Here is a 22,210-nt window from a genome sequence, read left to right on the forward strand (position 1 = left end):
TTTGAACATTTGCCGCTGCCATGTCAACATGATTGGCTAAAACGCTATTAAATTGCTCACCACCTAGGGGATTTACCATGACTAACGCGCACACTCAAAGCCTTAAAGAAGCCGTTTTTCATGCGCAATCCTTGATTGACAACAACCAGTTCTCGCTTGCTGAAGAGCAGGCCCGTGAGATCCTTGTGGTGGCGCCCGGAAATATCAATGCACTGCGAGTTTTAGGCACGGCACTGCGTAAACAGCAGCGCCTCAGCGAAGCCCAGCAGCACCTTGCCGAGGTCGTTCGCCAACAACCCAAATTTGCCCTAGCGCAGCAGGAACTGGGGCTGTGCTTAGCACAACAGGGCGAGTATGAAGTGGCTGCGCAGCATCTGGAGGCCGCAACAAACCTAGACGCCTCACTTGCCGCAGCATGGCAAGGTTTAGCCAACGCGCACGGTGCTCTGGGCAATGAAGCTGCCAGTAGGGCCGCGCTACATCAGCAATTGCAGCACTCATCGCAGGCCCCCGAGCTAGTGGCAGCCATGCAAGACTTCAATGCTCGCCGTATTGCCGAGGCTGAGCAAAAGGTACGAAACTACCTCAAGCAGCACCCCACCGATGTGTCTGCCATTCGCCTACTGGCCGAAATCGCCATCAAGCTCAAACTCTATAAAGATGCTGAAAGCCTACTGGAGCGCGCACTGGAATTGGCACCGGACTTTCATCTTGCGCGTTTAAACTATGCCAGCGCGCTGCATGGCCGTCAGCGCCCTCAGGAAGCACTGGCGCAAATCGCCATTCTTGAGCAACAGGACAACGTTAATCCCGCTTATCTCACGCTCAAAGCTGCCGCTCAGGCTCAGCTGGGCGAATTGGAAGAAGCGGTTCTCACCTATAACTACCTGATTGAACACTACCCCGCCCAAGCGAATATTGTCATGAGCCTTGGCCATACCCATAAGGCCATTGGCGCTCAGGAGGAGGCGATTGCCGCCTACCTTGAGACCATTAAGCTCAACCCCAACCTGGGCGAAGCCTATTGGAGTTTGGCGAACATGAAGGTATTCAAGTTTGACGACGAACTCCTGGCGCAAATGCACACGCTCGCCAGCAGCGGCGCGCTCACCCGTGAAGATGCCTACCACCTTGCCTTCGCTCTGGGCAAAGCTTATGAGGATCGCAAAGCATACAACAGCTCATTCGAGTACTACGAAAAGGGCAATAACATTAAAGCGGTCATCGAGCGCTACAGTGCAGACGCCAACCACGCCGATTCGCAGCGCACCATTCAAGTTAGCACCCCCGCGTTGTTTGCGGAAACCTCATTGGGCTGCCAGCGACCGGATCCGATTTTTGTTGTTGGCCTACCGCGGTCTGGCTCAACACTGATTGAACAAATTCTCGCCTCGCACAGCCAAGTAGACGGCACCAAGGAGCTCCCTGACATTATCGCCATGGCGAGGCGGCTCTCGGGACGAAATAAGAAGACAGACCCTTCTAACTATCCGGAAGTACTGGCCGAGCTAACGCCAGAGCAGCGCCTTCAATTGGGCGAAGAGTATTTGGAACGCGCTGCCGCCCAGCGCGGTAACGCCCCCTTCTTCATTGATAAGATGCCTAACAACTTCGCACACATTGCGCTCATCCAACTAATCTTACCCAATGCCAAGATTATTGATGCGCGTCGCCACCCCATGGCAGCTTGCTTTGGTGGCTACAAGCAACTCTTCGCCTCGGGGCAGCGTTTTAGCTATCGCCTAGAGGACATTGGCCGCTACTACCAAGATTACGAGCAACTGATGGCTCACTTCGACCAAGTGTTACCTGGACGCATTCATAGGGTGTGTTATGAAAACATGGTCAATGACACTGAAAATGAAATCCGAAAGCTGTTAGACTACTGCAATCTTAATTTCGAAGAGGCTTGCGTGAATTTTCATCAGACGGAACGATCAGTGAGAACGGCCAGTTCTGAACAGGTTCGCCAACCCATTTACACCAGTGCCGTCGAGCTCTGGAAAGCCTACGGCGAAACGCTTTCGCCGCTCCAACACCTACTTCAAGAAACCACACTGAACTACGAGAGGCTCATTTAGAATAATGAGCCTCCCCACCCTATTTGCGCCACCTAAACAGGTGAATTTATCTTACCTATAGACAAATTTTCCTCGTTTGCTTTACCCCGTGCAATGCCATTGAATAGGGAAACACTGCCATGTTTTGGCAGGGTCGTGATGTATCCGTTGCAAAGCGGATTCGACCTCCACTATTCAATAACTATAAGAACGATACTGGAGACAACCAAATGAATAACACTCGCTTGCCGAGTCGCGAGGCTACTAAAGCTTTAAATCGCGCTCTAACTACTCAGCTGAAACGCAAAGATCTTGCCATCGGTATTGGTGCAGCAGTGGCTAGCACCGCTGCCTTCGCGCAAACCGAAGCACCCGTTGCCGCTCAAGCTACGGCAATTGAAGAAGTTTTAGTTACCGCGCGGAAGCGCACCGAAAGCCTGCAAGATGTTCCTATTAGCGTTCAAGCACTCAGTTCGCAGGATTTGGAAAATCAGGGCGTTAGTAACTTCAATGATTACGCGCTCATGCTCCCTAACCTCAGCTATCAGTCGGCCGGCCCAGGTCTTGCGCAGGTTTATATGCGTGGTGCCTCCGATGGTGGCGACGGTAATGCCTCTGGTCAGCACCCAAGTGTTGCCATTTACCTTGATGAGCAGCCAGTTACCGCAATTGGTCGTAACTTAGACGTTCACGTTTATGACATCGCGCGTGTTGAAGCACTTGCCGGCCCACAGGGCACTTTCTTCGGAGCGTCGTCGCAGGGTGGTACGCTTCGTATTATTACCAACCAGCCTGACACCACCCAATTCGAAGGTGGCTTCGATGTCAGCTATGCCAACACCAAGAACGGTGAAGACAGCTACTCAGTAGAAGGTTTTGTAAACATTCCGTTATCGGAAAACGCAGCCATTCGACTAGTAGGTTGGAATAAGGAAGACGGCGGTTACATTGACAATGTCTATGGCGAGCGTACCTATGCGCTGTTCAATCCATCCACCCCAATGGTTGTGGAAGATAACGCCGATCGCGTTGAGGAAGATTTTAACGATCTAACCAACACCGGCGCTCGTGCCGCGCTAAAGGTAGATCTTAACGACAGCTGGACAGTCACCGCGAGTGTGGTGACGCAGAAGCAAGAAACTGAAGGCGTTTGGTTCCACGATCCAGAAAATCCAAATGGCCAAGTGGGCGATCTTGAAATTCAGCGTTTTAATGATGACAGCAGCGTGGATCAGTTCACCCAGTTCTCGTTTGTGGCTGAAGGTGACTTAGGCTTCGCCACCGCCACCTACGCAGGCTCATTGCTAGACCGTGAAGTTGAGTACAACAACGATTACTCAGACTACGCTGACTACTATTCAACCAGCTGGATCCAGTACTACAGCTGTGAGTACTACGGCACGGCAACCGCGCCTTGTACTAGTAACAACATTATGTACGAAGAAGATAACCAGTATGACCGCAGCACCCATGAGTTGCGCTTAGTGTCTAATTCGGAAGGCCCGCTTAACTACAGCGTAGGGGTTTACTACGAAGATAGCGATCACACCTATCGTCAGGAGTGGATTCAGCCGGGTATGGCGAAGGGACCAGATTTTGTTCAATTGGACAAAGCTGATCTTTGGTACCTCACTGATCAAGTTCGTAATGACAAGCAAACGGCAGTATTTGGTGAGATTTCCTATGACTTCACGGATAAGCTAACCGCTACCATGGGCTTGCGTTACTTCGAGACCGAAAGCTCGTTGTCAGGGATTTCTGGGTACGGTGTGATTGCACCAGGCTTCCCAATTATCAACGTGAACTCTTCGGTTAGTGATTCGGACGTCTTGAAGAAATTCAACTTGGCCTATGACCTCACCGATAACGTCAACCTATTCGCTACCTGGTCTGAAGGTTACCGCCCAGGTGGTATCAACCGTGACGAGACAGCGGTAGTAGGGCGTACCTATAAAGCTGACTTCCTAACCAACATGGAACTCGGTTGGAAGAGCTCTTGGGCTGGCAATACGGTTCGCTGGAACGGTGCTATCTACAGCATGGACTGGGAAGATATGCAGTTCACTAAGTTTGACTCAAGCTTTGGTTCACCGGTGGGCTTAACACTTAATGTGGGCGAAGCGGAAATTCAAGGTCTTGAGACTGACCTAACGTGGATTCCAATGGATGGCCTAACGCTCTCGGGCGCCATGGCGTATAACGACGCTTCTTTTGCTGAAGATTTCGTTATCGGCGGCAACTCTTCACCCGCGGGTACCGCACTACCGCATGTTCCCGATGTAAAATGGAACATGGCCGCGCGTTACGAGTTCCCAATGATGGGGCTTGATACTCACGTACAAATGGCCTACGCCAACGTGGATCAAAGCTATAATGACATCTTTAAGTATGCCGGTGGTAACACCAGCATGGATCAGCGCAAAGTTCAGGCAGCCTATGACAACCTGAACCTCACCGCTGGTGTAGAAACGGATGCCTGGGGTGTTGAAGCCTTTATCAATAACGTAACCGATGAGCGTGCTGAAATTACCCGTTTCACCACAAGCTACGATACGTCAATCACCACTAACCGTCCTCGGACCATTGGTGTGCGCTTCAAGATGCGCTTTGAATAAGCTGAAAGGCTGATCAAGGGCGCCGGTCCCGGCGCCCTGTTTACTACATTTTTAGGAGTTCATATATGGAACCACGAGTACCGGGGCTATCGTCTGGTAGTACGGTTTTTATCTCGGCGGGTGCCTCGGGTATCGGCTTAACCATGGCAAAACGCTTCCTTGCACAGGGCTGCTTAGTACACGTGTGCGATATCAATGAGCAAGGCGTGGCTGATTTTATTGCCTCGCACCCCAATGCTTCAGGTGATGTGGTGGATGTGAGCGACTACCAGCGGGTTAAAACAATGTTCGAAGGCATCGCCGCCCAATTCGGCCACCTCGATGTATTAATCAATAACGCTGGGATTGCTGGCCCTACGGCTGCGGTAGAAGACATGGACCCCAACGAATGGGATAAAACCATTGCCATTGACCTCAACAGTATTTTCTATGTGACTAAGGAAGCCACGCCGCTCATGAAAGCACGCGGTGGCGCCATGATTAATATCGCCTCCAATGCCGCACTTTTTGGCTTTCCGTTGCGCGGACCTTACACCGCCGCCAAGTGGGCAATATTGGGCCTAACTAAAACCTGGGCCATGGAGCTGGGCGTCAACAAAATCCGCGTTAACGCGATTTGTCCTGGCAGCGTTAATGGCCCTCGTATTGAAGGCGTGATTGAACGTGACGCAGCCGGCCGTGGTATGACCACCGATGAAATACGGACCGTTTATCAGCGCCAGAGCTCAATGCGGCTGTTTGTGGAAGCGGATGATATTGCCAATACCGCGCTCTTTCTTGCCAGCGATATGGGCAAATCCATTTCTGGGCAAACCATTGCCGTAGATGGACACACCGAAGGCCTTTCAAACTTCCTTGAGCCTTAGGTCATTATTGTTTAAGGGCCGCGCAGAACTTATTGCGCGGCTCAGTTACCCTGCACTGATACCGGCTCAAGCCGCTATAAAGTGAATTATTAAGTACCGGGCGGCATCATTAAGGCCGTCACCAAGCAACATTAGGAGCTAGATATGAAAGCTGCATGGTTTGAATCCTTTGGAGCCGCCGCCGACACCTTAATCATCGGTGACCAGGAAACCCCCACCCCAGGCGCTGGGGAAGTATTAGTCAAAGTGGCGTATACCTGCCCTAACCCTTCCGATGTGAAGAAGCGTGCAGGTGCGTTCCCTAATTTGCTGGATAACGGCCCCGTCATTCCAAACTCCGATGGTTCGGGCGTCATTGAAGCTGTTGGTGAAGGCGTTGACCCATCACGTATTGGTGAACGCGTATTTGTATACCAAGGTCAGTATGGCCGCCTCTTGGGAACGGCTGCGGAGTACATTGCTATTGACAGCAACCGCGCACCAAAGCTTCCAGACGAAGCCCCAATGGAAGTGGGCGCGCTCATTGGCATTCCCATCATGACGGCGCACCGTTGTGTATACGCCGATGGCGATGTTACTGGCAAGACCATCCTGATTACCGGTGGCGCTGGCCGCGTGGGTTACTACGCCATCCAATGGGCGAAAACAGCCGGGGCCACGGTGGTAGCTACCGCCTCTAATCCTGCTGACGAAGCAACCTGTAAAGAGATGGGTGCTGACTTCGTTGTGAATCATCGCGAAGCGAATTGGGGCGAAGCGGTAGTGAATGCATTAGGCGGTGACAAGGTTGACCGCGTGGTGGATGTTGAATTTGGTGCCAACTTACCGGAAGTACTCAAGTGCATCAACATTAACGGCGTGATTGCCACTTACTCGTCTACCCAAGTTAAAGAACCGCAGTTGCCGTTCATTCAGATGATGTTTATGGATTTAACGCTGCGAATGGTGATTGTGTATGCCATGCCTGAAGAGGCCAAGATGCAAGCTATTGCCGATACTCAGCGCATGTTGAGTGAAGGTAAGCTGCAGCATCGCATTGCCCATAATTTGCCATTTAGTGAGATGGTTAAGTCTAACGAACTCATTGAGCAAGGCGGCTTCGGCGGCTGTGTAGTTGTCAAGGTATCTGCTTAATCGAATGATGTTATTGCAGTGTCTTAAGCGTATCGCTGTTATCGCGGTGCTGCCGAGTGTGCTCTTGGGTTGTGGAGACGAAGAACTAAACTCGGTTAGCACCGCGAGCGGCGGTACTTATGTGGGCGTAGAGGAAGCTCAAACATGGAGCTTTCGTGGCATCCCCTTCGCCAAACCGCCAGTAGGTGATCGTCGCTGGCGAGCGCCCGAACCCATTAGTATCCAAGGTGAATATGACGCTACGGCGTTTTCCAGCGCCTGCATTCAGAATGACGGCAACGCGAATTGGTATCAAAGCGTGGCCGATAATTTTAACGGCCCAGAGAAGGTCATCACCACGCCGCCAATCAGTGAAGATTGCCTTTATTTGAATATTTGGACCCCAAAGCCTATTAAACGTGATGCGAGCCTACCGGTAATGGTGTGGATTCACGGCGGCAGTAACGTTAATGGTTGGGGCTTTGAACCCAACTATCTAGGTAGTGAATTCGCCAAACGCAGGGTAGTACTTGTTTCCATTAATTATCGCCTGGGGATTTTCGGCTATTTCTCGCATCCTGAGATGAAAGACTCGCAAGTGGTGCAGAATAACTTCGCGCTACTTGACCAAATTGCGGCGTTAAGCTGGGTTCAGAGCAATATTGAAGCCTTTGGTGGCAACGCCAGTAATGTCACTATTTTCGGCGAATCTGCCGGCGCCGCGAATGTGGGTACTCTGTTAGCGGTGCCCCAAAGCGAAGGACTCTTCGCCAAACTCATCAGCCAAAGTGGCGGCTTTCAACTCCTGGACCGCGCCACGCTAGCGGATGCCTACGAACAGGGACAAGCACTAGCCAGCAAAGCAAATACTGACCTGAACGGTTTGCGAGCGCTTACACACAGCCAGATATCCGAACTTGCTGAAGACATCGATGGCTATTCCCCGGTGGCCGGTGGCCCCACCTTGCCGCTCACCGTGGCAGAGGCCTTAGCGGCAAACACACTGCGCAGCGTGCCACTCATGATTGGTACTAACTTAGATGAATGGCTGATGTACTTGCCAGACACCGTGAGTGAGCAAGCTGTGGCCAACTTTCGCGCCGAGTATCTGTCCACCGCGCAGACGCAAAGCGTTGATGAGGCCCTCGCGGGCTTAACCGCTCGTCAGCAATTAGACCGTCTCACCACCGCACAGCAAATGCTTTGCCCCAGTCTCAGCTTCGCTGAAGCGAATCAGGACACGGCACCAAGCTATGTGTACCGCTTCGATACCACTCGCGCTCACCCAAGTAATCAAATTGGCGCCTACCACGGTGCCGAGATCGCCTACGTGTTTAATACCCACGATGACTGGCTGCCTACGTCCATGGTGGATTTGGCGATTAGCGATGCCATGATTCGCTATTGGGTTAATTTCGCCCGAACAGGCAACCCGAATGATAGCTCGCTGCCTAGTTGGCCCCTGCTTAGCAGCGGACAGCAGCTGATTTTCGGTGATACACCGCAGCGCGCAGTAATCCAACGCGCAATCTGCGATAATCTACTAACAGAATAATAAAAGCACCCACTAGGAGGTTGCAGTGACTCAATCAACGCAAGCCGTATCGCGCGTAGATCGCCCCATGTTCATCACTACTATGCTTACCGTATTATTGGTGAGTGTTCCTATCATTGGATTTCATGATACGGCCGGTGCCTTTATTAGTAGTCTCTTCACCGCGCTAACCAATAACTTTGGCGTTTTTTATATTTGGTATGGGGTTGCGGCCGTTGCTATTCTGGCTTGGCTAGGCTTTGGTCGTTACGGCGACATCAAGCTGGGCGACTATGACCACAAACCGGAGTTTTCCACCTTCAGCTGGATTGGTATGTTATTCAGCGCGGGGGTTGGCGCGGGTTTGCTTTACTGGGCCGTGATTGAATGGGGCTTCTATATTGATTCACCCGCTAGAGGCTTTGCGGCACGTAGCACCGAGGCCATTGAATACGCCTCCGCTTACGGTATCTTCCATTGGGGCATTACCGGTTGGGCTATCTTCTGCCTACCAACCTTAGCCATTGCCTACCCGTACTATGTTCGCAAAATTCCCTATCTGCGTTTGAGTACCGGTTGTGTGGCACACCTTCCCAACGGGGTGAACAGCAAGCGCGGTCGCTTCATTGATTTCATTTACATGATTAATTTAATTGGTGGCTCAGGTACCTCACTGGGATTGTCCACCCCGGTCATTGCCGCAAGCTTGGCAAGTATCTTTGGTATCACCCACGATTTTGCTCTAGAAGTGGCGGTGGTGGTGCTCTGTGTAGCCATTTTCGGCACCAGTGCTTGGCTAGGTCTGAGTAAAGGCATTAAGCGCCTAGCGGACATCAACATGTTCGCCGCGCTAGCCTTACTCTTCTTCGTACTAGCGGTTGGCCCTACCCTGTTTATTCTGAAAATGGGCACCAATAGCATTGGCTTGGTACTGCAGGATTTCATTCGTTTTAACACCTGGACGGATCCAGTAGAAAACGGTGGCTTTGTGGAAAGCTGGACGGTGTTCTACTGGGCTTGGTGGATTGCCTACGGGCCGTTTGTTGGCATCTTTGTCACCCGTATTTCGCGTGGCCGAACCATCCGCTCCGTGATCATGAATATGTTGCTTTGGGGCTCATTAGGCGCGGCGCTGTTCTTCATTATCTTCGGTAACTACGCCATGTTCTTGGACATCAATAACATTCTAAACGTGACCGGCATCATGAACGAACAATCGCCCGAAACGGCGATTACCCAAGTGTTCCTCTCCCTACCCGCAGGTGAGTGGGCGCTGGTTCTGTTTGCCTTTGTGGCCATTATCTTTGTGGCAACAACCTACGATTCGGCCTCTTATACCTTGGCGTCTGTGGCCACTGATCACCTTCATGCTGGCGATCACCCCGCGCGCTGGCATAGAATCTTCTGGGCCATTGGGGTGGGTATTTTGCCCTGCTCGCTGATGTTCATTGATGGCGGCATTAAGGTCATGTTATCTACCACCATTGTGGCGAGTATGCCGCTGTTGGTGATTGGCGTAATTATGACCAGCTCACTACTTAAGATGTTACGTGAGGATTATGTTAAGTACGGCGTTATGAGTACTCGCGATGCACGTAAGCGCTTAACGGCGGACCTGAACGAATAGTATTCGTAACGGCTTATCAATCAACCCTCTCACTTAGCGTACGGCCTGAGTTCCTAGCTACCAAGCTGGCATTCGGGCTGACTGCCTAGCGCTCTAACTGGCGCCCTAACTAGTGCCCTGGGGATGCCCGGTGAGGAGCTTGGTGGTCAATCGTCCAAGCGCGTCAGCGCCATGATAATCGCGTCTTCGCGACCCTTACGATCACAGGGGTAATAGTTGTTGCGGACACCCACTTCTACAAAGCCAAGCTTTTCATAGAGCGATATTGCTGAGGTATTTGATTCACGCACCTCAAGAAACTGGGTGGTGGTGTTAGGGAAGATTGACCAAGCCGATTCAATGAGCTTATAGGCCAGCCCCTTGCGCCGATGCCCAAGATCCACGGCGATATTCTGCAGGGTAATTTCATCTAGCACACTGTCGAATACAGCGTACGCCGCCAGTTCTGATTGCGGATCCAAGAAACCCAAGACCTGTGTGCGCGTGGAGCACAGCGCCGAAAGAATGTTGGCGTTGGACCAGGGGTGGCTATGGGAACCCTGTTCTAACCCCTTAACCGCCTCGAAATGCGACTCATGCAAAACCGTAAACTTATAACCCTCTAGCGCTGAACTATCCATGGCTTAGGAGGCGGCTTCTGACGCGGCGCTGTCCTTTTCCCCACCCATGCTCAACTCAAGCAATTGGTTGGCTAGGGTCAATCGTGCGTTGGCACTGGCAAAGAGCTCATTGAACGCCGGTGCCGCATGAAAGCGATAGCGAGCTGTTTGCGCCGCCGATAAGCTCTCACCAATACTTGCACCAAAGCTTACCAATAGTGTTGGCTCACGCGCTTCAATAAAGGCTTGGAGGGTTTCATGGATGCGCGTGTTCAGCTCACTATCGGAGGCGCGAGGCGCGGTGCGCTTAATGGCCTGGGTATCAATTTCCTGCTCGTTAACGTCACCGCGATTAAAGCTACCGGCTAAGATCACCATGGCGTCATTCAAGAGGACTCGGTGCGGATACTGTAAACCTTTGATGTTGTTATCAACGGGTTGTTCAACCACCAGCATCACGCTACCAACTTGGAGTACCGATAACGAAGGCAGCATGGGCGTTGCGTTGCCATCTGCCTCAGCAGCATGCTGCGCATTCACTCCCGAATCCCCATCACGCGGGGTTACGTTCTTGGCCTTGGATGCTGATTTAGCGGCATTCGCTCCCGATTTATCCTCGGCTGCGGCGTTACTAGGGCTAGCACTACCGGATTTCTCAGCGCCATTCGCTGACGCCGCCACGCTGGACTTGAGCGATGCCAACATCTCTTTCGCGGCATCGCGTGCCGCGACCATATTCCCCTGCGAACTGCGGCTAGGGCTTGCCGACGTGCTATGGCCTACCGCCTCGCGCATGGCGGCTAAGCCATTCGCGCCCTCAAGCGCGCGTTCTTTATTTGGCGCCTTACCCTGCGGCACTAAGCGAATACTCGGCTTGGCCCCGGGTAGCTGCTGGCGCGGCACCCAAGACGTTACGCCCATGGCGGCTAAATATTCTAAACGTGCTTTCTCGTAAATCACGGTAAGGCCTTTTTTGTGTAGGACTAGCGCTTAAGCGTAGTAGCGTTCAACCACCCCTAGGAAGTCACTCATCATGTGTTCCGGTAATTTATTCACCCCCGCCGCGGCAGCACGACCACCACCCGTTGGGAACTGACTACAGATATCACCGGCACCCTGTTTGTTCGCTAGTGGCGCTCGAAGGCTGACCATTAGTGTGCCATCGGCGTTGTCAGTAAAGACCACGTGCGCGCGATTTGGCGCCGTATTGGCCAGTTCATTACCAAATACGCCACTCACCCGCTTAGCCCAGAGCTTGTGCGGCAATCTAAAGGCTTCAACTACCTTGGTGCTGTAACAGGCTTCCACTTCGTCAAGTTCAGACATATCGGCTTCATAGGCGCTTTTAAGCTCATAGAAGACCGAGCTTTTATCTTCGCGCAACTCGAACGGAGACAGCGACTTAACTAAACGTTTGAACAGCTCAGCGGGATGAAAATGTAAGTCACCAATATGCTCGCCATAGCCATTATAGTTAACCAAGGTACCAAGCTCCTTGAGGAACTCACGCTGGCCTTCGTTATATTCGGCGGCCGCTACCAGTGAGTCCGCTTTGGCAATGAGGTTATCACCATAGGCGGCAGCAATAGCCCAGGCGTGGTAGGTGCCGTTTAATAGCTCATCAACAATTAGCGCCGTGCAGGTGTTGGCATCTAAATTAATATGTGCGGATAGCGAACCGTGAGCAGGAATATGTCCTGCGCGGTGGTGATCAATGTAAGTGACTTCTGCGCCTAGGTCCAACACGCTATCGAGTGCCTCGGCGTTCTTCTCCATGCTCACGTCTAGCACCGTGATGGAATCTCCTACATCCGGAGAGACCTGCTTGAGCAAAGAAATATCGCGCTTGACACCGGTGATTAACACGCTGTTGGCCGGATGCGCCAAACGCAATTGAACCAGGGACAAAACACCGTCGGCATCGCCGTTAAATACATCGTAATGAGCCAAATTAACTCCTCAGCTGTTATAGCCGTTAGGGTTGTTTGATTGCCAGCGCCAGGTGTCTAGCATCATATCACTGAGTGTTAGCTTAGCTTTCCAGCCTAACTCTCGCTCGGCCTTCATGGGATCAGCGAAGCACGTTGCGATATCACCACTACGGCGTGGCTTAACTTCAAAGGGAATAGTATTTCCACTAGCTCTTTCAAATGCACGGACCATTTCGAGGACGCTTGAACCCACACCTGTCCCCAAATTGTGAACATGACAGCCCGGGTGCTTTTCTAAATAGTCTAATGCCTTTAAATGCCCCTCTGCCAGATCAACAACGTGGATATAGTCCCTTACACCGGTACCATCGGGCGTATCGTAATCATCGCCAAATACACTAAGCTTTGCCAACTTCCCCACGGCGACCTGACTTATAAATGGCACCAAATTGTTAGGAATTCCATTCGGATCTTCGCCTATCGTTCCGCTGTCGTGAGCACCAACTGGATTGAAATAGCGTAACAACGATACGCACCACTCAGGATTTGATATAGTTATGTCTTCCAAAACTCGCTCAACCATATATTTTGACGTTCCGTAAGGATTGGTCGTTCCGCCTACTGGGCTAGTTTCTGTGATAGGCAGCGTTTTCGGATCACCATAAACTGTGGCCGATGAAGAAAAAACAATCTTCTTTACACCCGCTTTTTGCATAGCTGAACAGAGTACAAGGGTACCGTTCACGTTATTGTCATAGTACTCAAGTGGATTCTCAACTGATTCGCCTACCGCTTTCCAACCTGCAAAATGAACAACGGAGTCGAAATCGTGATCCGCGAACAGTCTTTCCAACAACTGAGCGTCACGTATGTCACCTTCAATAAACGCTATGGTTTGCCCTGCCAATTTTTCAAGACGAGCCAGCGCTACACGCGAACTGTTAGATAGGTTATCTAAGACAACAACCTCTTTACCTGCTTCAATCAACTGAAGAACTGTGTGCGAACCGATGTACCCGGCACCGCCTGTTACTAAAACCTTCATCTAAACCTCAACTCCCTGAATTCCCTCAATTACCGCTGCCTTATAGGATTCCTCACGCATGGCGTAAGTCACGAAGGCCTTAATATAGCCTTGCTTTGAACCACAATCATGGGACGCCCCTTCCATACAAAAGGCCTCAACGGTTTCATGCTTAATAATATGATCAATCGCATCGGTGAGCTGAATTTCGCCCCCCGCCCCCGGCGGAGTGCGCTCTAACTCGCCCCATACGGCTGGCGATAATACGTAACGACCTACCACCGCTAAATTAGATGGCGCTTCCTCAGGGCTAGGCTTCTCTACCATGGTTTTAATCACCGCGGTTTCACCCGGTGCCACCGCTACGCCGGCGCAATCGGCAATACCATAGCTGGATACGGCTTCCTCCGGTACAGCTTCAACCATGATCTGCGAGGCGCTGGTTTCTTCGTAGCGCTTAATCATGGAGGCTAAGTTAGCGGTTTTTTGATCGGCCGTGTAAGCATCCAAAATCACATCCGGGAGCACCACTACGAAGGGGTTGTCACGAATAATTGGCCGCGCGCACAGTACCGCGTGTCCCAACCCTTTGGCGTGGCCCTGGCGAACGTGCATGATGGTCACGCCCTTCGGGGTAATAGACTGAACTTCGTCCAATAACTGACGCTTCACCCGTTTTTCTAGCGTGGCTTCAAGTTCAAATGAGGTGTCGAAGTGATCTTCAATTGAGCCCTTGGAGGAATGCGTGACCAAAATAATTTGATCTATACCCGCCGAGGCGCATTCATTCACAATATATTGAATGAGTGGCTTATCCACAATGGGGAGCATTTCCTTGGGGATGGCTTTGGTAGCAGGCAGCATACGTGTGCCTAAGCCGGCAACAGGAATAACGGCGGAAGTGATTTTTCGAGTTACATTATTCGGCACAGTTCAGGACCTCATGGTTCGCTGCTTAGTTAGGATGATTGTAACATGTATCCAATGTTTAGCCTTTGGCTCCGCGCTCAGTCGCTTGAGTTGGCACGGCCATAATCATCATCTAAACGAATAATATCATCTTCGGCGAGATAATCGCCCGTTTGTACCTCGATTATTTCTAACGCGTGAGGTGTATTATTTGCAAGTGAATGAGTTTCGCCAGCTGGGATATACAGGGATTCATTAGCATTCACCGTAAGCTGTTGATTGCCCTTGGTCACCGTTGCCGTTCCGCGCACTACCACCCAGTGCTCAGCGCGATGGTGGTGGTACTGAAGGCTTAAGCGCTGTCCAGGTTTTACCTTGATGCGCTTTACCTTGAAGCCATTACCTTCATCAATACTGTCGTAGCTACCCCAAGGCCTTGAGACCTGGCGGTGCAGCTGCAACTCGGGGCGGTCGGCCTTAGCTAACTGAGCCACAACCTCTCTAAGCTGTTGAGACTGGCTTCGGTGCGCCACCAGCATGGCATCTTTGGTGTCTACCACTACTAGGTCATCAACACCCAGTGTTGCCACCAGTTTATGTTCGGCCACCACCAAATTATTGTGGCTATTGATACTGGTGACATCACCCCAGTGAACATTCCCAGCCGCTTCCTTTGGCAAAAACTCCCACAGGCTTGCGAAGCTACCAATATCACTCCAGTTTCCGGTAAAAGGCACCACCGCACCGCGCTGGGTGTGCTCCATCACGGCGTAATCCACTGACAATGATGGGCAACTCCTAAACGGCTCATGGTCAATACGGATAAAGTCCCTGTCCACGGAAAAATTCGCCGCGAGTTCGCAGCAGTTTGCAATCTCTGGCTGATAGGTGTTGAGCTCAACTAGGAAATCGTGGGCCGAGAACAGAAACATCCCGCTGTTCCACCAGTAATCACCGGACGACAGGTATTGCTCGGCCACTGCTAATGAGGGCTTTTCATGAAACGCTAAAATCGGCGCCGCTTGCTGCGGGTTAACTGTTTGGTGAGTGTGGTCTTCGAGGCTAGCCTTACCTTCAAAGCTGGCTTGGTCTGCAAAGCTGGCTTGGCCTTCAAAGTTAGCTCGCTGAATATAGCCGTAGCCAGTTTCCGCGTGCGTGGGCACAATACCAAAGGCCACTAAACAACCATCCATGGCCGCCTTCGAGGCTGACTCCACCGCGGTGAGCAGTGATTCACCACCGGCCATGACATGATCTGCCGCCAGCACTAACAGTTGCGTGTCTTCACCCAGCGCTTGCTTGGCCCAATTAGCCGCCAGCGCAATGGTGGCCGCGGTATTCTTAGCTTCGGGTTCAAGTAACAGATGGAAGTCATCACCACACACAGCTTGCAGCTGTTCCGCGGCAAGAAAACGATGATGTTCATTGGTCACCACCAGGGGTGCCTGAGTGGACAATGCCTGAGCACGTAACACCGTTTGTTGCAGTAAACTTTGCTCGCCGTTAAAGCGGATGAACTGTTTGGGATGTTGCTGGCGAGACAGCGGCCATAGGCGACTGCCAGAGCCGCCCGCCATAATGACGGGTAAAAGTGCGGGCATAATGTGCGGTTCCGATGATTGATACCGCTAGTGTAGCGAGTTTTAGTGAGGGTAAAAAGAGCGTAGGGACTAGATAGCAGTCCGTAGCCGCCTAACTTTTTACATAACCCTTGGTAGTTAGGGCATCAACCACCGCGGTGGCACAGGCTTCAATACTCAGAGTATCCGTTTGAATGTGAATATCAGGAGCCACCGGCGCCTCATAAGCTGAACCAATACCGGTGAAGTTCTTAATCTCACCTGCACGTGCTTTTTTGTATAAGCCCTTCGGATCTCGGGATTCGCACACTTCAATGGGCGTATCAATAAAGACTTCCAAGAAGTTAGCATCACCAATGAGGCTTTTAGCCTGCGCACGATCAGCAATAAACGGCGAGATAAATGCCGTTAGCACAATCAAACCTGAATCCACAAAGAGTTTAGCCACTTCCGAGATGCGACGAATATTTTCCACTCTATCTTCATCACTAAAGCCAAGATCTTTGTTTAAACCGAAACGAACGTTGTCCCCATCAAGCAAATAGCTGTGAGCGCCTTTTGCAAAGAGCAGACTTTCCACGGCGTTCGCAACCGTGGACTTACCCGAACCACTTAAGCCCGTAAACCAAAGTACCACCGGCTTCTGCTGTTTCTGATCAGCACGCTGTTGCGAGGTGATTTGTGTGTTGTGCCAAACGATGTTGGTGCTCATTGTTGCCTCTACGTCCTGCTTGCTGCTTAGGGAATGATGGTTGAGGATTATATTCGTGACACCACCCTAAAGCGTTCTGTGTGCATTACAGCTTGGAAATATCCTTTACACCCCAGTGAGGATAATGCTTGCGTACATAAGCATTAAGTTCAAGCTCCTGCTCCGAATAAAGTGGCTTTGGCACATCAAACTTGACCGCCTTGGCAATCATACCGGCACCCACGGTGTTGTTGGTAAGCTTATCAATGATAATAAATGAACCCGTACGGCGACTTTGCTGATACAAATCAAACAGCACCCGGGTATCAAAATCAAAGACGACTCGGCCAATTTCATTCAAGTCTAGCTGGGCCGCATCGGACTTTGCTAAGCTGTTCACGTCCACCTTGTACTCAAAGCGCTTAGCGTGCCCCACCGTTTCACAGGTGCCCAGCTTAATTACATAGTCTCGGTCTACCGCTAGGGGCTGATCGTCCATCCATACTACATCTGCCGCAACACTCTCTGAACTGAGGGGGCGTTGATTTGGGCGCACCAACATATCGCCGCGCGAACAATCAATTTCATCTTCTAGTGTGAGCGTAATGGCCATACCCTGCGAAGCCTGTTCAAGCTCGCCATCGAAGGTAATAATTTGTTTAACCTTGCTCTCTTTCCCGGAAGGTAAACTTAGTACTCTGTCACCCACACGAATATCACCCGCGGCGATGGTTCCGGCAAAACCACGGAAATCCAAATTCGGGCGGTTAACATACTGTACTGGCAAGCGAAATTCATTGAACTCACTTGCCGTGCTTTGGACATCAACACTATTCAGTAGGCGCATGAGCGTAGCACCCGGATACCAAGCCATGTTTTCGCTGTTGTTCACCACGTTATCGCCGCGCAGCGCTGACATGGGCACAAAGCGAATATCGGCGAAGTTTAGGTCTTCAGCAAACTCACGATACTCGGCTTTAATCTTTTTGTAGGTGTCTTGGCTGTAGTCAACCAAATCCATTTTATTCACCGCTACAATCACGTGCTTAATGCCTAATAGGCTGCAGATGAAACTGTGACGACGCGTTTGCGTTTGCACGCCGTGGCGCGCGTCAATCAAAATGACGGCCAAATCACAGGTGGACGCCCCCGTTGCCATGTTACGGGTGTATTGCTCGTGTCCGGGTGTATCGGCAATGATGAACTTGCGTTGTTCCGTAGAGAAATAGCGGTAGGCCACATCAATGGTGATGCCCTGCTCGCGCTCACTTTGTAGGCCATCTACCAGTAACGACAAATCAAAATCATCATTGGTGGTATTAAAGCGCTGCGAGTCCTTCTCAATAGCCGCCATCTGATCTTCAAAGATCATCTTTGAATCATACAGTAAGCGCCCAATTAGCGTGGACTTACCGTCATCTACGCTGCCGCAGGTAATAAAACGCAGCATGTCTTTGTTTTCATGAACCTGTAAGTAGGCTTCTATGTCATCGGCGATTAAATCTGAACTGTGTGCCATATTAGAAATAACCTTCCATTTTTTTCTTTTCCATTGAGCCCGAGGAATCGTGATCGATAGCTCGCCCATGTCTTTCCGAGGTGGTTGCCAGTAGCATTTCTTGAATAATCTGAGGGAGCGAGGTTGCTTCAGACTCCACAGCGCCGGTTAACGGGTAGCAGCCTAATGTTCTAAAACGAACGCTCTTCTCTACCACCTCTTCACCCGGTACAATGGGCATACGCTCATCATCCACCATGATTAACATCCCATCGCGATTTACAACCGGACGAGGCTTCGAAAAATACAAACTTGGGATTTGAATATTCTCGAGGTAAATGTACTGCCAGATATCTAACTCAGTGAAGTTACTCAGAGGAAAGACGCGAATACTTTCGCCCTTCTCTACCTTGGAGTTATATACATTCCATAATTCCGGGCGCTGAGCCTTGGGATTCCAGCGGTGCTTTTTATCGCGGAAGGAGTACACACGCTCTTTAGCGCGAGATTTCTCTTCATCTCTGCGTGCGCCACCAAAGGCCGCATCGAAGCCGTACTTGTCTAGCGCCTGCTTAAGGCCCTGAGTTTTCCAAATATCCGTATGTTTGGAGCTGCCGTGATCGAAGGGGTTAATATTATGTGCCTTCGCCTCGGGGTTTTGGTGTACTAGCAAATCAAAACCAATGTCCGTGGCCATTTGATCGCGGAAGCGAATCATCTCATTAAACTTCCAAGTGGTATCCACATGTAATAGCGGGAACGGGATTTTCCCCGGGAAGAATGCCTTGCGCGCTAAATGGAGTAATACGCTGGAGTCTTTGCCAACGGAGTAAAGCATTACCGGGTTATCAAACTCCGCCGCCACTTCCCGAAAGATATGGATAGCTTCAGCTTCCAGTTGTTTTAGATGGGTAACTTTCTGTGGCGACACCAGCATACGAGCACTTAACCTTCTTATTAACGACCTAGTTGTTCTTTGATTACTTTATGCCCTTCTACCGCGGAGCCTTCACACAATAGAAATGACTTGCCACTAACATACTCGTTACACAATGCGATGAAAAGACGTTGGTTGGAGCGTTTTTTCATAACCTTAGAACCATTGTGCGCTTAGATAAATGTGCAAACCCCAGCAAAAATATCTTAGACTGATTAAAACTAACATGAATAGGGTTTTATGGACGCTTCCACGCAACTCGTATTAATTATCAGCTTACTACTGCTGGGATTGCTTATCCAGCAGCGCCGCGCCAGTGCGTTCTTCGCCGTAGCGGCGCTGGCCTGCTACGCCCTGGATATGGTTGATACCAACGAGTTACTGAGTGTGCTTACCAATCAGGGTGTGGTAACCCTAGTGCTCCTGCTTGTTGCCAGCTTTGCTCTGGAGCGTACTCAGTTGGTTTACAGCATGTCTCGCAAGCTGTTTAGCAAGAAACCCAAACACGCCAGAGCGTCTACGCTCACCATGGCGGGTTTGCTGTCATCGGTGCTAAGTAATACCGCTGTGGTAGCGGCACTGATTACGCCCATTAAGCGCAACGGTAAGGTAGCGCCTTCAAAGCTGCTTATCCCACTTAGCTACATCTCCATTGCCGGTGGCACGCTGACCCTGGTGGGTACCTCAACGAACCTCATCATCAATGCGCAAATGGTTGAGAGCGGCATGGCAAGCCTTGGCTTCTTTGATTTCACCCTGGTTGGCCTGGGCGCCTTAGCGGCAGTGGCGTTCGCCGTGAGCGTTTGCCATTACATTCTGCCAACCCGCTGGCCAAAGGATAACGACGAAGAACACTACTTCGTAGAAGCCATGGTGAGTGACGATTCACCACTGGTGAACAAAAGCGTGGAGGAAAACGGCTTACGAACCCTGGAGAATTTCTTTCTGGCAGAGATTGTAAGAGACGGGCGATTAATCTCGCCGGTGAGGCCGTTCCACCATATCCGCGCTGGCGACAAACTGCTGTTTTCTGGCCAAGTCAGCAAGCTGGACTCACTGGCGATTATTGAAGGCATTGAGATCTTCGCGCACCGTGAAGGCTACCCTACTGACAACTTAGTGGAGGTGCTGATTAAGCCCGGCTCTGTATTGGTGGGTAAGAACCTACAGAACATGCGTTTTCGCTCGCGCTTTGATGCCGCTGTGGTGGCCATTCGCCGCCAGGGGGAAACGCTATCCGGCAAACTAGGAGACATTAAGCTACGCGCTGGTGACTTCTTAACCTTAGCTACCGGCCCGGACTTCAATACCCGTCCTAACCTCGCTCGTAACTTCTTTGTATTGAGTGATTTAACTACGGACAGAGTGATTACTGGCTGGCGTCAGATTCTCACGCTTGGTGGCTTTATAGGCGCCTTAAGCACCTCCATTATTATGGGCATACCGTTGCTAAAGCCGCTAATCTTCTACGTAGCGGCCATGTTGATCACCAAGACTTTACTCACCAACGATATCAAACAACGCTTTCCCTATGAGCTGGTAGGTATTGTATTAGGAGCGTTGATTATTGCCTTGGCTTTCCTGAATACGGGACTGAGTGCGTCTATTGCAAGCGCCGCTCAAACTGCGCTAGCCGGCCAAGCACTCTGGATTACCTTGATTGGGGTGTACCTACTCACGCTGATCACCACGGAATTGATTACCAACAATGCCGCCGCAGCCATGGTATTCCCCATTGCGCTGGGTATTGCTGAGGGTTTAGGGGTTAGCCCTATGCCATTCATCATGGCGACGGCGTTTGCGGCGAGTGGCAGCTTTATCAGCCCCTTTGGGTATCAGACCAACTTAATGGTCTTCAACGCGGGGCAATATAAGCTGAAACACTTTTTGATGTGTGGCGTGCCGACATCGATTTGTTATGGCGTGGCGGTGTTGTGTTTGATTCCGGTGGTGTTTCCGTTTTAGAAAAACTAGCGTCTCTGCATAGTTACAAACGCTTCGCTAACTTTCGACGGTAGACTCCAAAATATCCAACATAGAAAGTGCTAATTTAGATCGATCATAAGCTGAAGCCGACGTGATACTGTTCGCTGAGTATTCGTCTAAAACTTCAGGATCCGTCATCTGCAATATAGCTGCTGCAAGCTGCTCAGCGTTTTCCGGTGGAATTACTATTCCAGCTGAAGCACTCTCAATAATGGCTGTCGCTTCACCTTCGGGCACCGATATAATTATGGGTAGCCCCATTCCCATTGACTCAAATATCTTCGAAGGTATTACCGTCTTAAACAGCGGAGCATCTTTGAGGTGCACAAGAGATACGTCACACAGACTCCATAGTTCTGGCATTCTATCTTTTGCTTGACGAGGAATTAGCACGATATTCTTAAGCCCTCGTTCTTCGACCATCCTTTCTACCCTAGGTCTATCCGCTCCTCCACCAGCAAACACGATACGGATATTATCATTACACTCTAACAATTCTGCCGCATCGATAATCTTATCTAGTGCATGCGCTAAACCGTGCGTTCCAATATAACCTGCTACGAATTTGCCTTTTAAATCATACTGATTCGCAAAGTTAGCCGATTTTTCCGTCGCCGGTTCATACTTAGACAAATCCACGCCATTGAGAACCACCTTAATCTTACTGCCGTCAACTCCACGCTCTATCAATTCCGACTTAAAACTATGCGTAACAGAAATGATTGCATGGGCTTGACGGTACAAGAACATCTCTAGCCTCTCTAAGGCAGTGATCACTTTGCTCTTTTTCATTGCTCCGACTGCAGTAATCGAAGCGGGCCAGATATCGCGGAGCTCAAAGACAAATGGGACCCGCTTTAGTTTCGCGAGAGCCCAAGCCGAGACGACCGTAAAGAACTGTGGAGATGTCCCGACTACGACGTCGACTTTCTTGCTGAAGAGACCAAATAAAAAGCTGCTTACCATGAACGAAATGAAATCTAATGTCCGCTTCAGGAAGCCTTCGTTAGCTGTAATAAACGTCTTCACCCTCCAAACATCAATCCCCTCCACCTGCTCCTTACTAAGCCAGCTATTCTTATAGCCTTCAAAAACTCGGCCCTCGGGGAAGTTAGGCGCGCATGTGATAATCGTTACCTTATGACCTTTCTTGACCCATTCGCGGGTGTGCTCGAACGTACGGGTAGCTGGCGCATTTCCTTCAGGAGGAAAGTTGTCGGTAAGAAAAAGAATATGCATA

The 22,210-nt window shown here is 50.7% G+C and carries 18 protein-coding genes; 7 read left to right on the forward strand and 11 right to left on the reverse strand.

Annotation, left to right across the window (positions count from 1 at the left end; translation table 11 throughout):
- The first annotated feature begins 77 nt into the window (after positions 1–77).
- The 6 genes from DFR27_RS09700 to DFR27_RS09725 all read left to right on the forward strand — a co-directional run bounded on the left by DFR27_RS09700 (position 78) and on the right by DFR27_RS09725 (position 9,815).
- Entirely contained in the window at positions 78–2,081 is a 2,004-nt protein-coding gene (locus DFR27_RS09700; RefSeq protein ID WP_121877268.1) for a tetratricopeptide repeat-containing sulfotransferase family protein, read from the forward strand.
- 119 nt (positions 2,082–2,200) lie between these two features.
- Positions 2,201–4,675 (forward strand): TonB-dependent receptor, encoded by a 2,475-nt coding sequence (locus tag DFR27_RS09705; protein WP_121877269.1) that lies wholly within the window; start codon positions 2,201–2,203, stop codon positions 4,673–4,675.
- Positions 4,676–4,740: 65 nt separating this feature from the next.
- Positions 4,741–5,541: an SDR family oxidoreductase gene (locus DFR27_RS09710; protein WP_121877270.1), complete on the forward strand. Its 801-nt coding sequence runs from the start codon at positions 4,741–4,743 to the stop codon at positions 5,539–5,541.
- Positions 5,542–5,685: 144 nt separating this feature from the next.
- The gene (locus DFR27_RS09715; RefSeq protein WP_121877271.1) at positions 5,686–6,675 is read left to right on the forward strand and encodes an NADPH:quinone reductase; all 990 of its coding nucleotides are present in this window, start codon (positions 5,686–5,688) and stop codon (positions 6,673–6,675) included.
- Positions 6,676–6,679: 4 nt separating this feature from the next.
- The gene (locus tag DFR27_RS09720; RefSeq protein WP_121877272.1) at positions 6,680–8,209 is read left to right on the forward strand and encodes a carboxylesterase/lipase family protein; all 1,530 of its coding nucleotides are present in this window, start codon (positions 6,680–6,682) and stop codon (positions 8,207–8,209) included.
- Between the two features lie 25 nt (positions 8,210–8,234).
- Complete coding sequence (locus DFR27_RS09725) at positions 8,235–9,815, forward strand: BCCT family transporter (RefSeq protein ID WP_245962646.1); 1,581 nt, start codon at positions 8,235–8,237, stop codon at positions 9,813–9,815.
- A gap of 146 nt (positions 9,816–9,961) precedes the next feature.
- On the opposite strand, the gene rimI is transcribed toward DFR27_RS09725, so the two are convergent.
- The 10 genes from rimI to DFR27_RS12735 form a co-directional block, all read right to left on the reverse strand.
- Positions 9,962–10,435 (reverse strand): ribosomal protein S18-alanine N-acetyltransferase, encoded by a 474-nt coding sequence (rimI, locus tag DFR27_RS09730; RefSeq protein ID WP_121877273.1) that lies wholly within the window; start codon positions 10,433–10,435, stop codon positions 9,962–9,964.
- 3 nt (positions 10,436–10,438) lie between these two features.
- The gene (locus tag DFR27_RS09735) at positions 10,439–11,374 is read right to left on the reverse strand and encodes a hypothetical protein (RefSeq protein ID WP_121877274.1); all 936 of its coding nucleotides are present in this window, start codon (positions 11,372–11,374) and stop codon (positions 10,439–10,441) included.
- A gap of 30 nt (positions 11,375–11,404) precedes the next feature.
- Positions 11,405–12,364, reverse strand: coding sequence for a DHH family phosphoesterase (locus tag DFR27_RS09740; protein ID WP_121877275.1), 960 nt, complete (start codon positions 12,362–12,364; stop codon positions 11,405–11,407).
- A 9-nt stretch (positions 12,365–12,373) separates the two neighbouring features.
- A complete protein-coding gene (gene galE / locus DFR27_RS09745; RefSeq protein WP_121877276.1) occupies positions 12,374–13,390 on the reverse strand; it encodes a UDP-glucose 4-epimerase GalE in 1,017 nt (338 codons plus the stop codon).
- Positions 13,391–14,299, reverse strand: coding sequence for a UTP--glucose-1-phosphate uridylyltransferase GalU (gene galU, locus DFR27_RS09750; RefSeq protein WP_281269020.1), 909 nt, complete (start codon positions 14,297–14,299; stop codon positions 13,391–13,393).
- Positions 14,300–14,376: 77 nt separating this feature from the next.
- Complete coding sequence (locus DFR27_RS09755; protein WP_121877278.1) at positions 14,377–15,879, reverse strand: mannose-1-phosphate guanylyltransferase/mannose-6-phosphate isomerase; 1,503 nt, start codon at positions 15,877–15,879, stop codon at positions 14,377–14,379.
- Between the two features lie 91 nt (positions 15,880–15,970).
- Entirely contained in the window at positions 15,971–16,570 is a 600-nt protein-coding gene (gene cysC / locus DFR27_RS09760; protein WP_121877279.1) for an adenylyl-sulfate kinase, read from the reverse strand.
- A gap of 85 nt (positions 16,571–16,655) precedes the next feature.
- On the reverse strand, positions 16,656–18,068 hold the full coding sequence (gene cysN, locus DFR27_RS09765) for a sulfate adenylyltransferase subunit CysN (protein ID WP_121877280.1): 1,413 nt from the start codon (positions 18,066–18,068) through the stop codon (positions 16,656–16,658).
- A gap of 1 nt (position 18,069) precedes the next feature.
- Positions 18,070–18,984, reverse strand: coding sequence for a sulfate adenylyltransferase subunit CysD (gene cysD / locus DFR27_RS09770; protein ID WP_211327612.1), 915 nt, complete (start codon positions 18,982–18,984; stop codon positions 18,070–18,072).
- Positions 18,985–19,004: 20 nt separating this feature from the next.
- Positions 19,005–19,136 carry a hypothetical protein gene (locus DFR27_RS12735; RefSeq protein WP_281269021.1) on the reverse strand — a complete coding sequence of 44 codons (132 nt, stop codon included), beginning with the start codon at positions 19,134–19,136 and terminating at the stop codon, positions 19,005–19,007.
- Between the two features lie 88 nt (positions 19,137–19,224).
- Here DFR27_RS12735 and DFR27_RS09775 point away from each other — a divergent pair, with 88 nt between their 5' ends.
- Positions 19,225–20,949 carry an SLC13 family permease gene (locus DFR27_RS09775; protein ID WP_121877281.1) on the forward strand — a complete coding sequence of 575 codons (1,725 nt, stop codon included), beginning with the start codon at positions 19,225–19,227 and terminating at the stop codon, positions 20,947–20,949.
- A gap of 36 nt (positions 20,950–20,985) precedes the next feature.
- On the opposite strand, the gene DFR27_RS09780 is transcribed toward DFR27_RS09775, so the two are convergent.
- The gene (locus tag DFR27_RS09780) at positions 20,986–22,209 is read right to left on the reverse strand and encodes a glycosyltransferase family 4 protein (protein WP_121877282.1); all 1,224 of its coding nucleotides are present in this window, start codon (positions 22,207–22,209) and stop codon (positions 20,986–20,988) included.
- Position 22,210 lies beyond the last annotated feature (1 nt).

The sequence above is a fragment of the Umboniibacter marinipuniceus genome, from assembly GCF_003688415.1.
Lineage (GTDB): Bacteria > Pseudomonadota > Gammaproteobacteria > Pseudomonadales > DSM-25080 > Umboniibacter > Umboniibacter marinipuniceus.

Excerpts from the sequence above, each read along its gene's own strand:
- DFR27_RS09775 (WP_121877281.1), top strand. The coding sequence starts at position 19,225 with ATGGACGCTTCCACGCAACTCGTATTAATTATCAGCTTACTACTGCTG.
- cysD (WP_211327612.1), bottom strand. The coding sequence starts at position 18,984 with ATGCTGGTGTCGCCACAGAAAGTTACCCATCTAAAACAACTGGAAGCT.
- DFR27_RS09720 (WP_121877272.1), top strand. The coding sequence starts at position 6,680 with ATGATGTTATTGCAGTGTCTTAAGCGTATCGCTGTTATCGCGGTGCTG.
- rimI (WP_121877273.1), bottom strand. The coding sequence starts at position 10,435 with ATGGATAGTTCAGCGCTAGAGGGTTATAAGTTTACGGTTTTGCATGAG.
- galE (WP_121877276.1), bottom strand. The coding sequence starts at position 13,390 with ATGAAGGTTTTAGTAACAGGCGGTGCCGGGTACATCGGTTCGCACACA.
- DFR27_RS09710 (WP_121877270.1), top strand. The coding sequence starts at position 4,741 with ATGGAACCACGAGTACCGGGGCTATCGTCTGGTAGTACGGTTTTTATC.
- cysN (WP_121877280.1), bottom strand. The coding sequence starts at position 18,068 with ATGGCACACAGTTCAGATTTAATCGCCGATGACATAGAAGCCTACTTA.
- DFR27_RS09780 (WP_121877282.1), bottom strand. The coding sequence starts at position 22,209 with ATGCATATTCTTTTTCTTACCGACAACTTTCCTCCTGAAGGAAATGCG.
- cysC (WP_121877279.1), bottom strand. The coding sequence starts at position 16,570 with ATGAGCACCAACATCGTTTGGCACAACACACAAATCACCTCGCAACAG.
- DFR27_RS09700 (WP_121877268.1), top strand. The coding sequence starts at position 78 with ATGACTAACGCGCACACTCAAAGCCTTAAAGAAGCCGTTTTTCATGCG.
- DFR27_RS12735 (WP_281269021.1), bottom strand. The coding sequence starts at position 19,136 with ATGAAAAAACGCTCCAACCAACGTCTTTTCATCGCATTGTGTAACGAG.
- DFR27_RS09755 (WP_121877278.1), bottom strand. The coding sequence starts at position 15,879 with ATGCCCGCACTTTTACCCGTCATTATGGCGGGCGGCTCTGGCAGTCGC.
- DFR27_RS09705 (WP_121877269.1), top strand. The coding sequence starts at position 2,201 with ATGTTTTGGCAGGGTCGTGATGTATCCGTTGCAAAGCGGATTCGACCT.
- DFR27_RS09715 (WP_121877271.1), top strand. The coding sequence starts at position 5,686 with ATGAAAGCTGCATGGTTTGAATCCTTTGGAGCCGCCGCCGACACCTTA.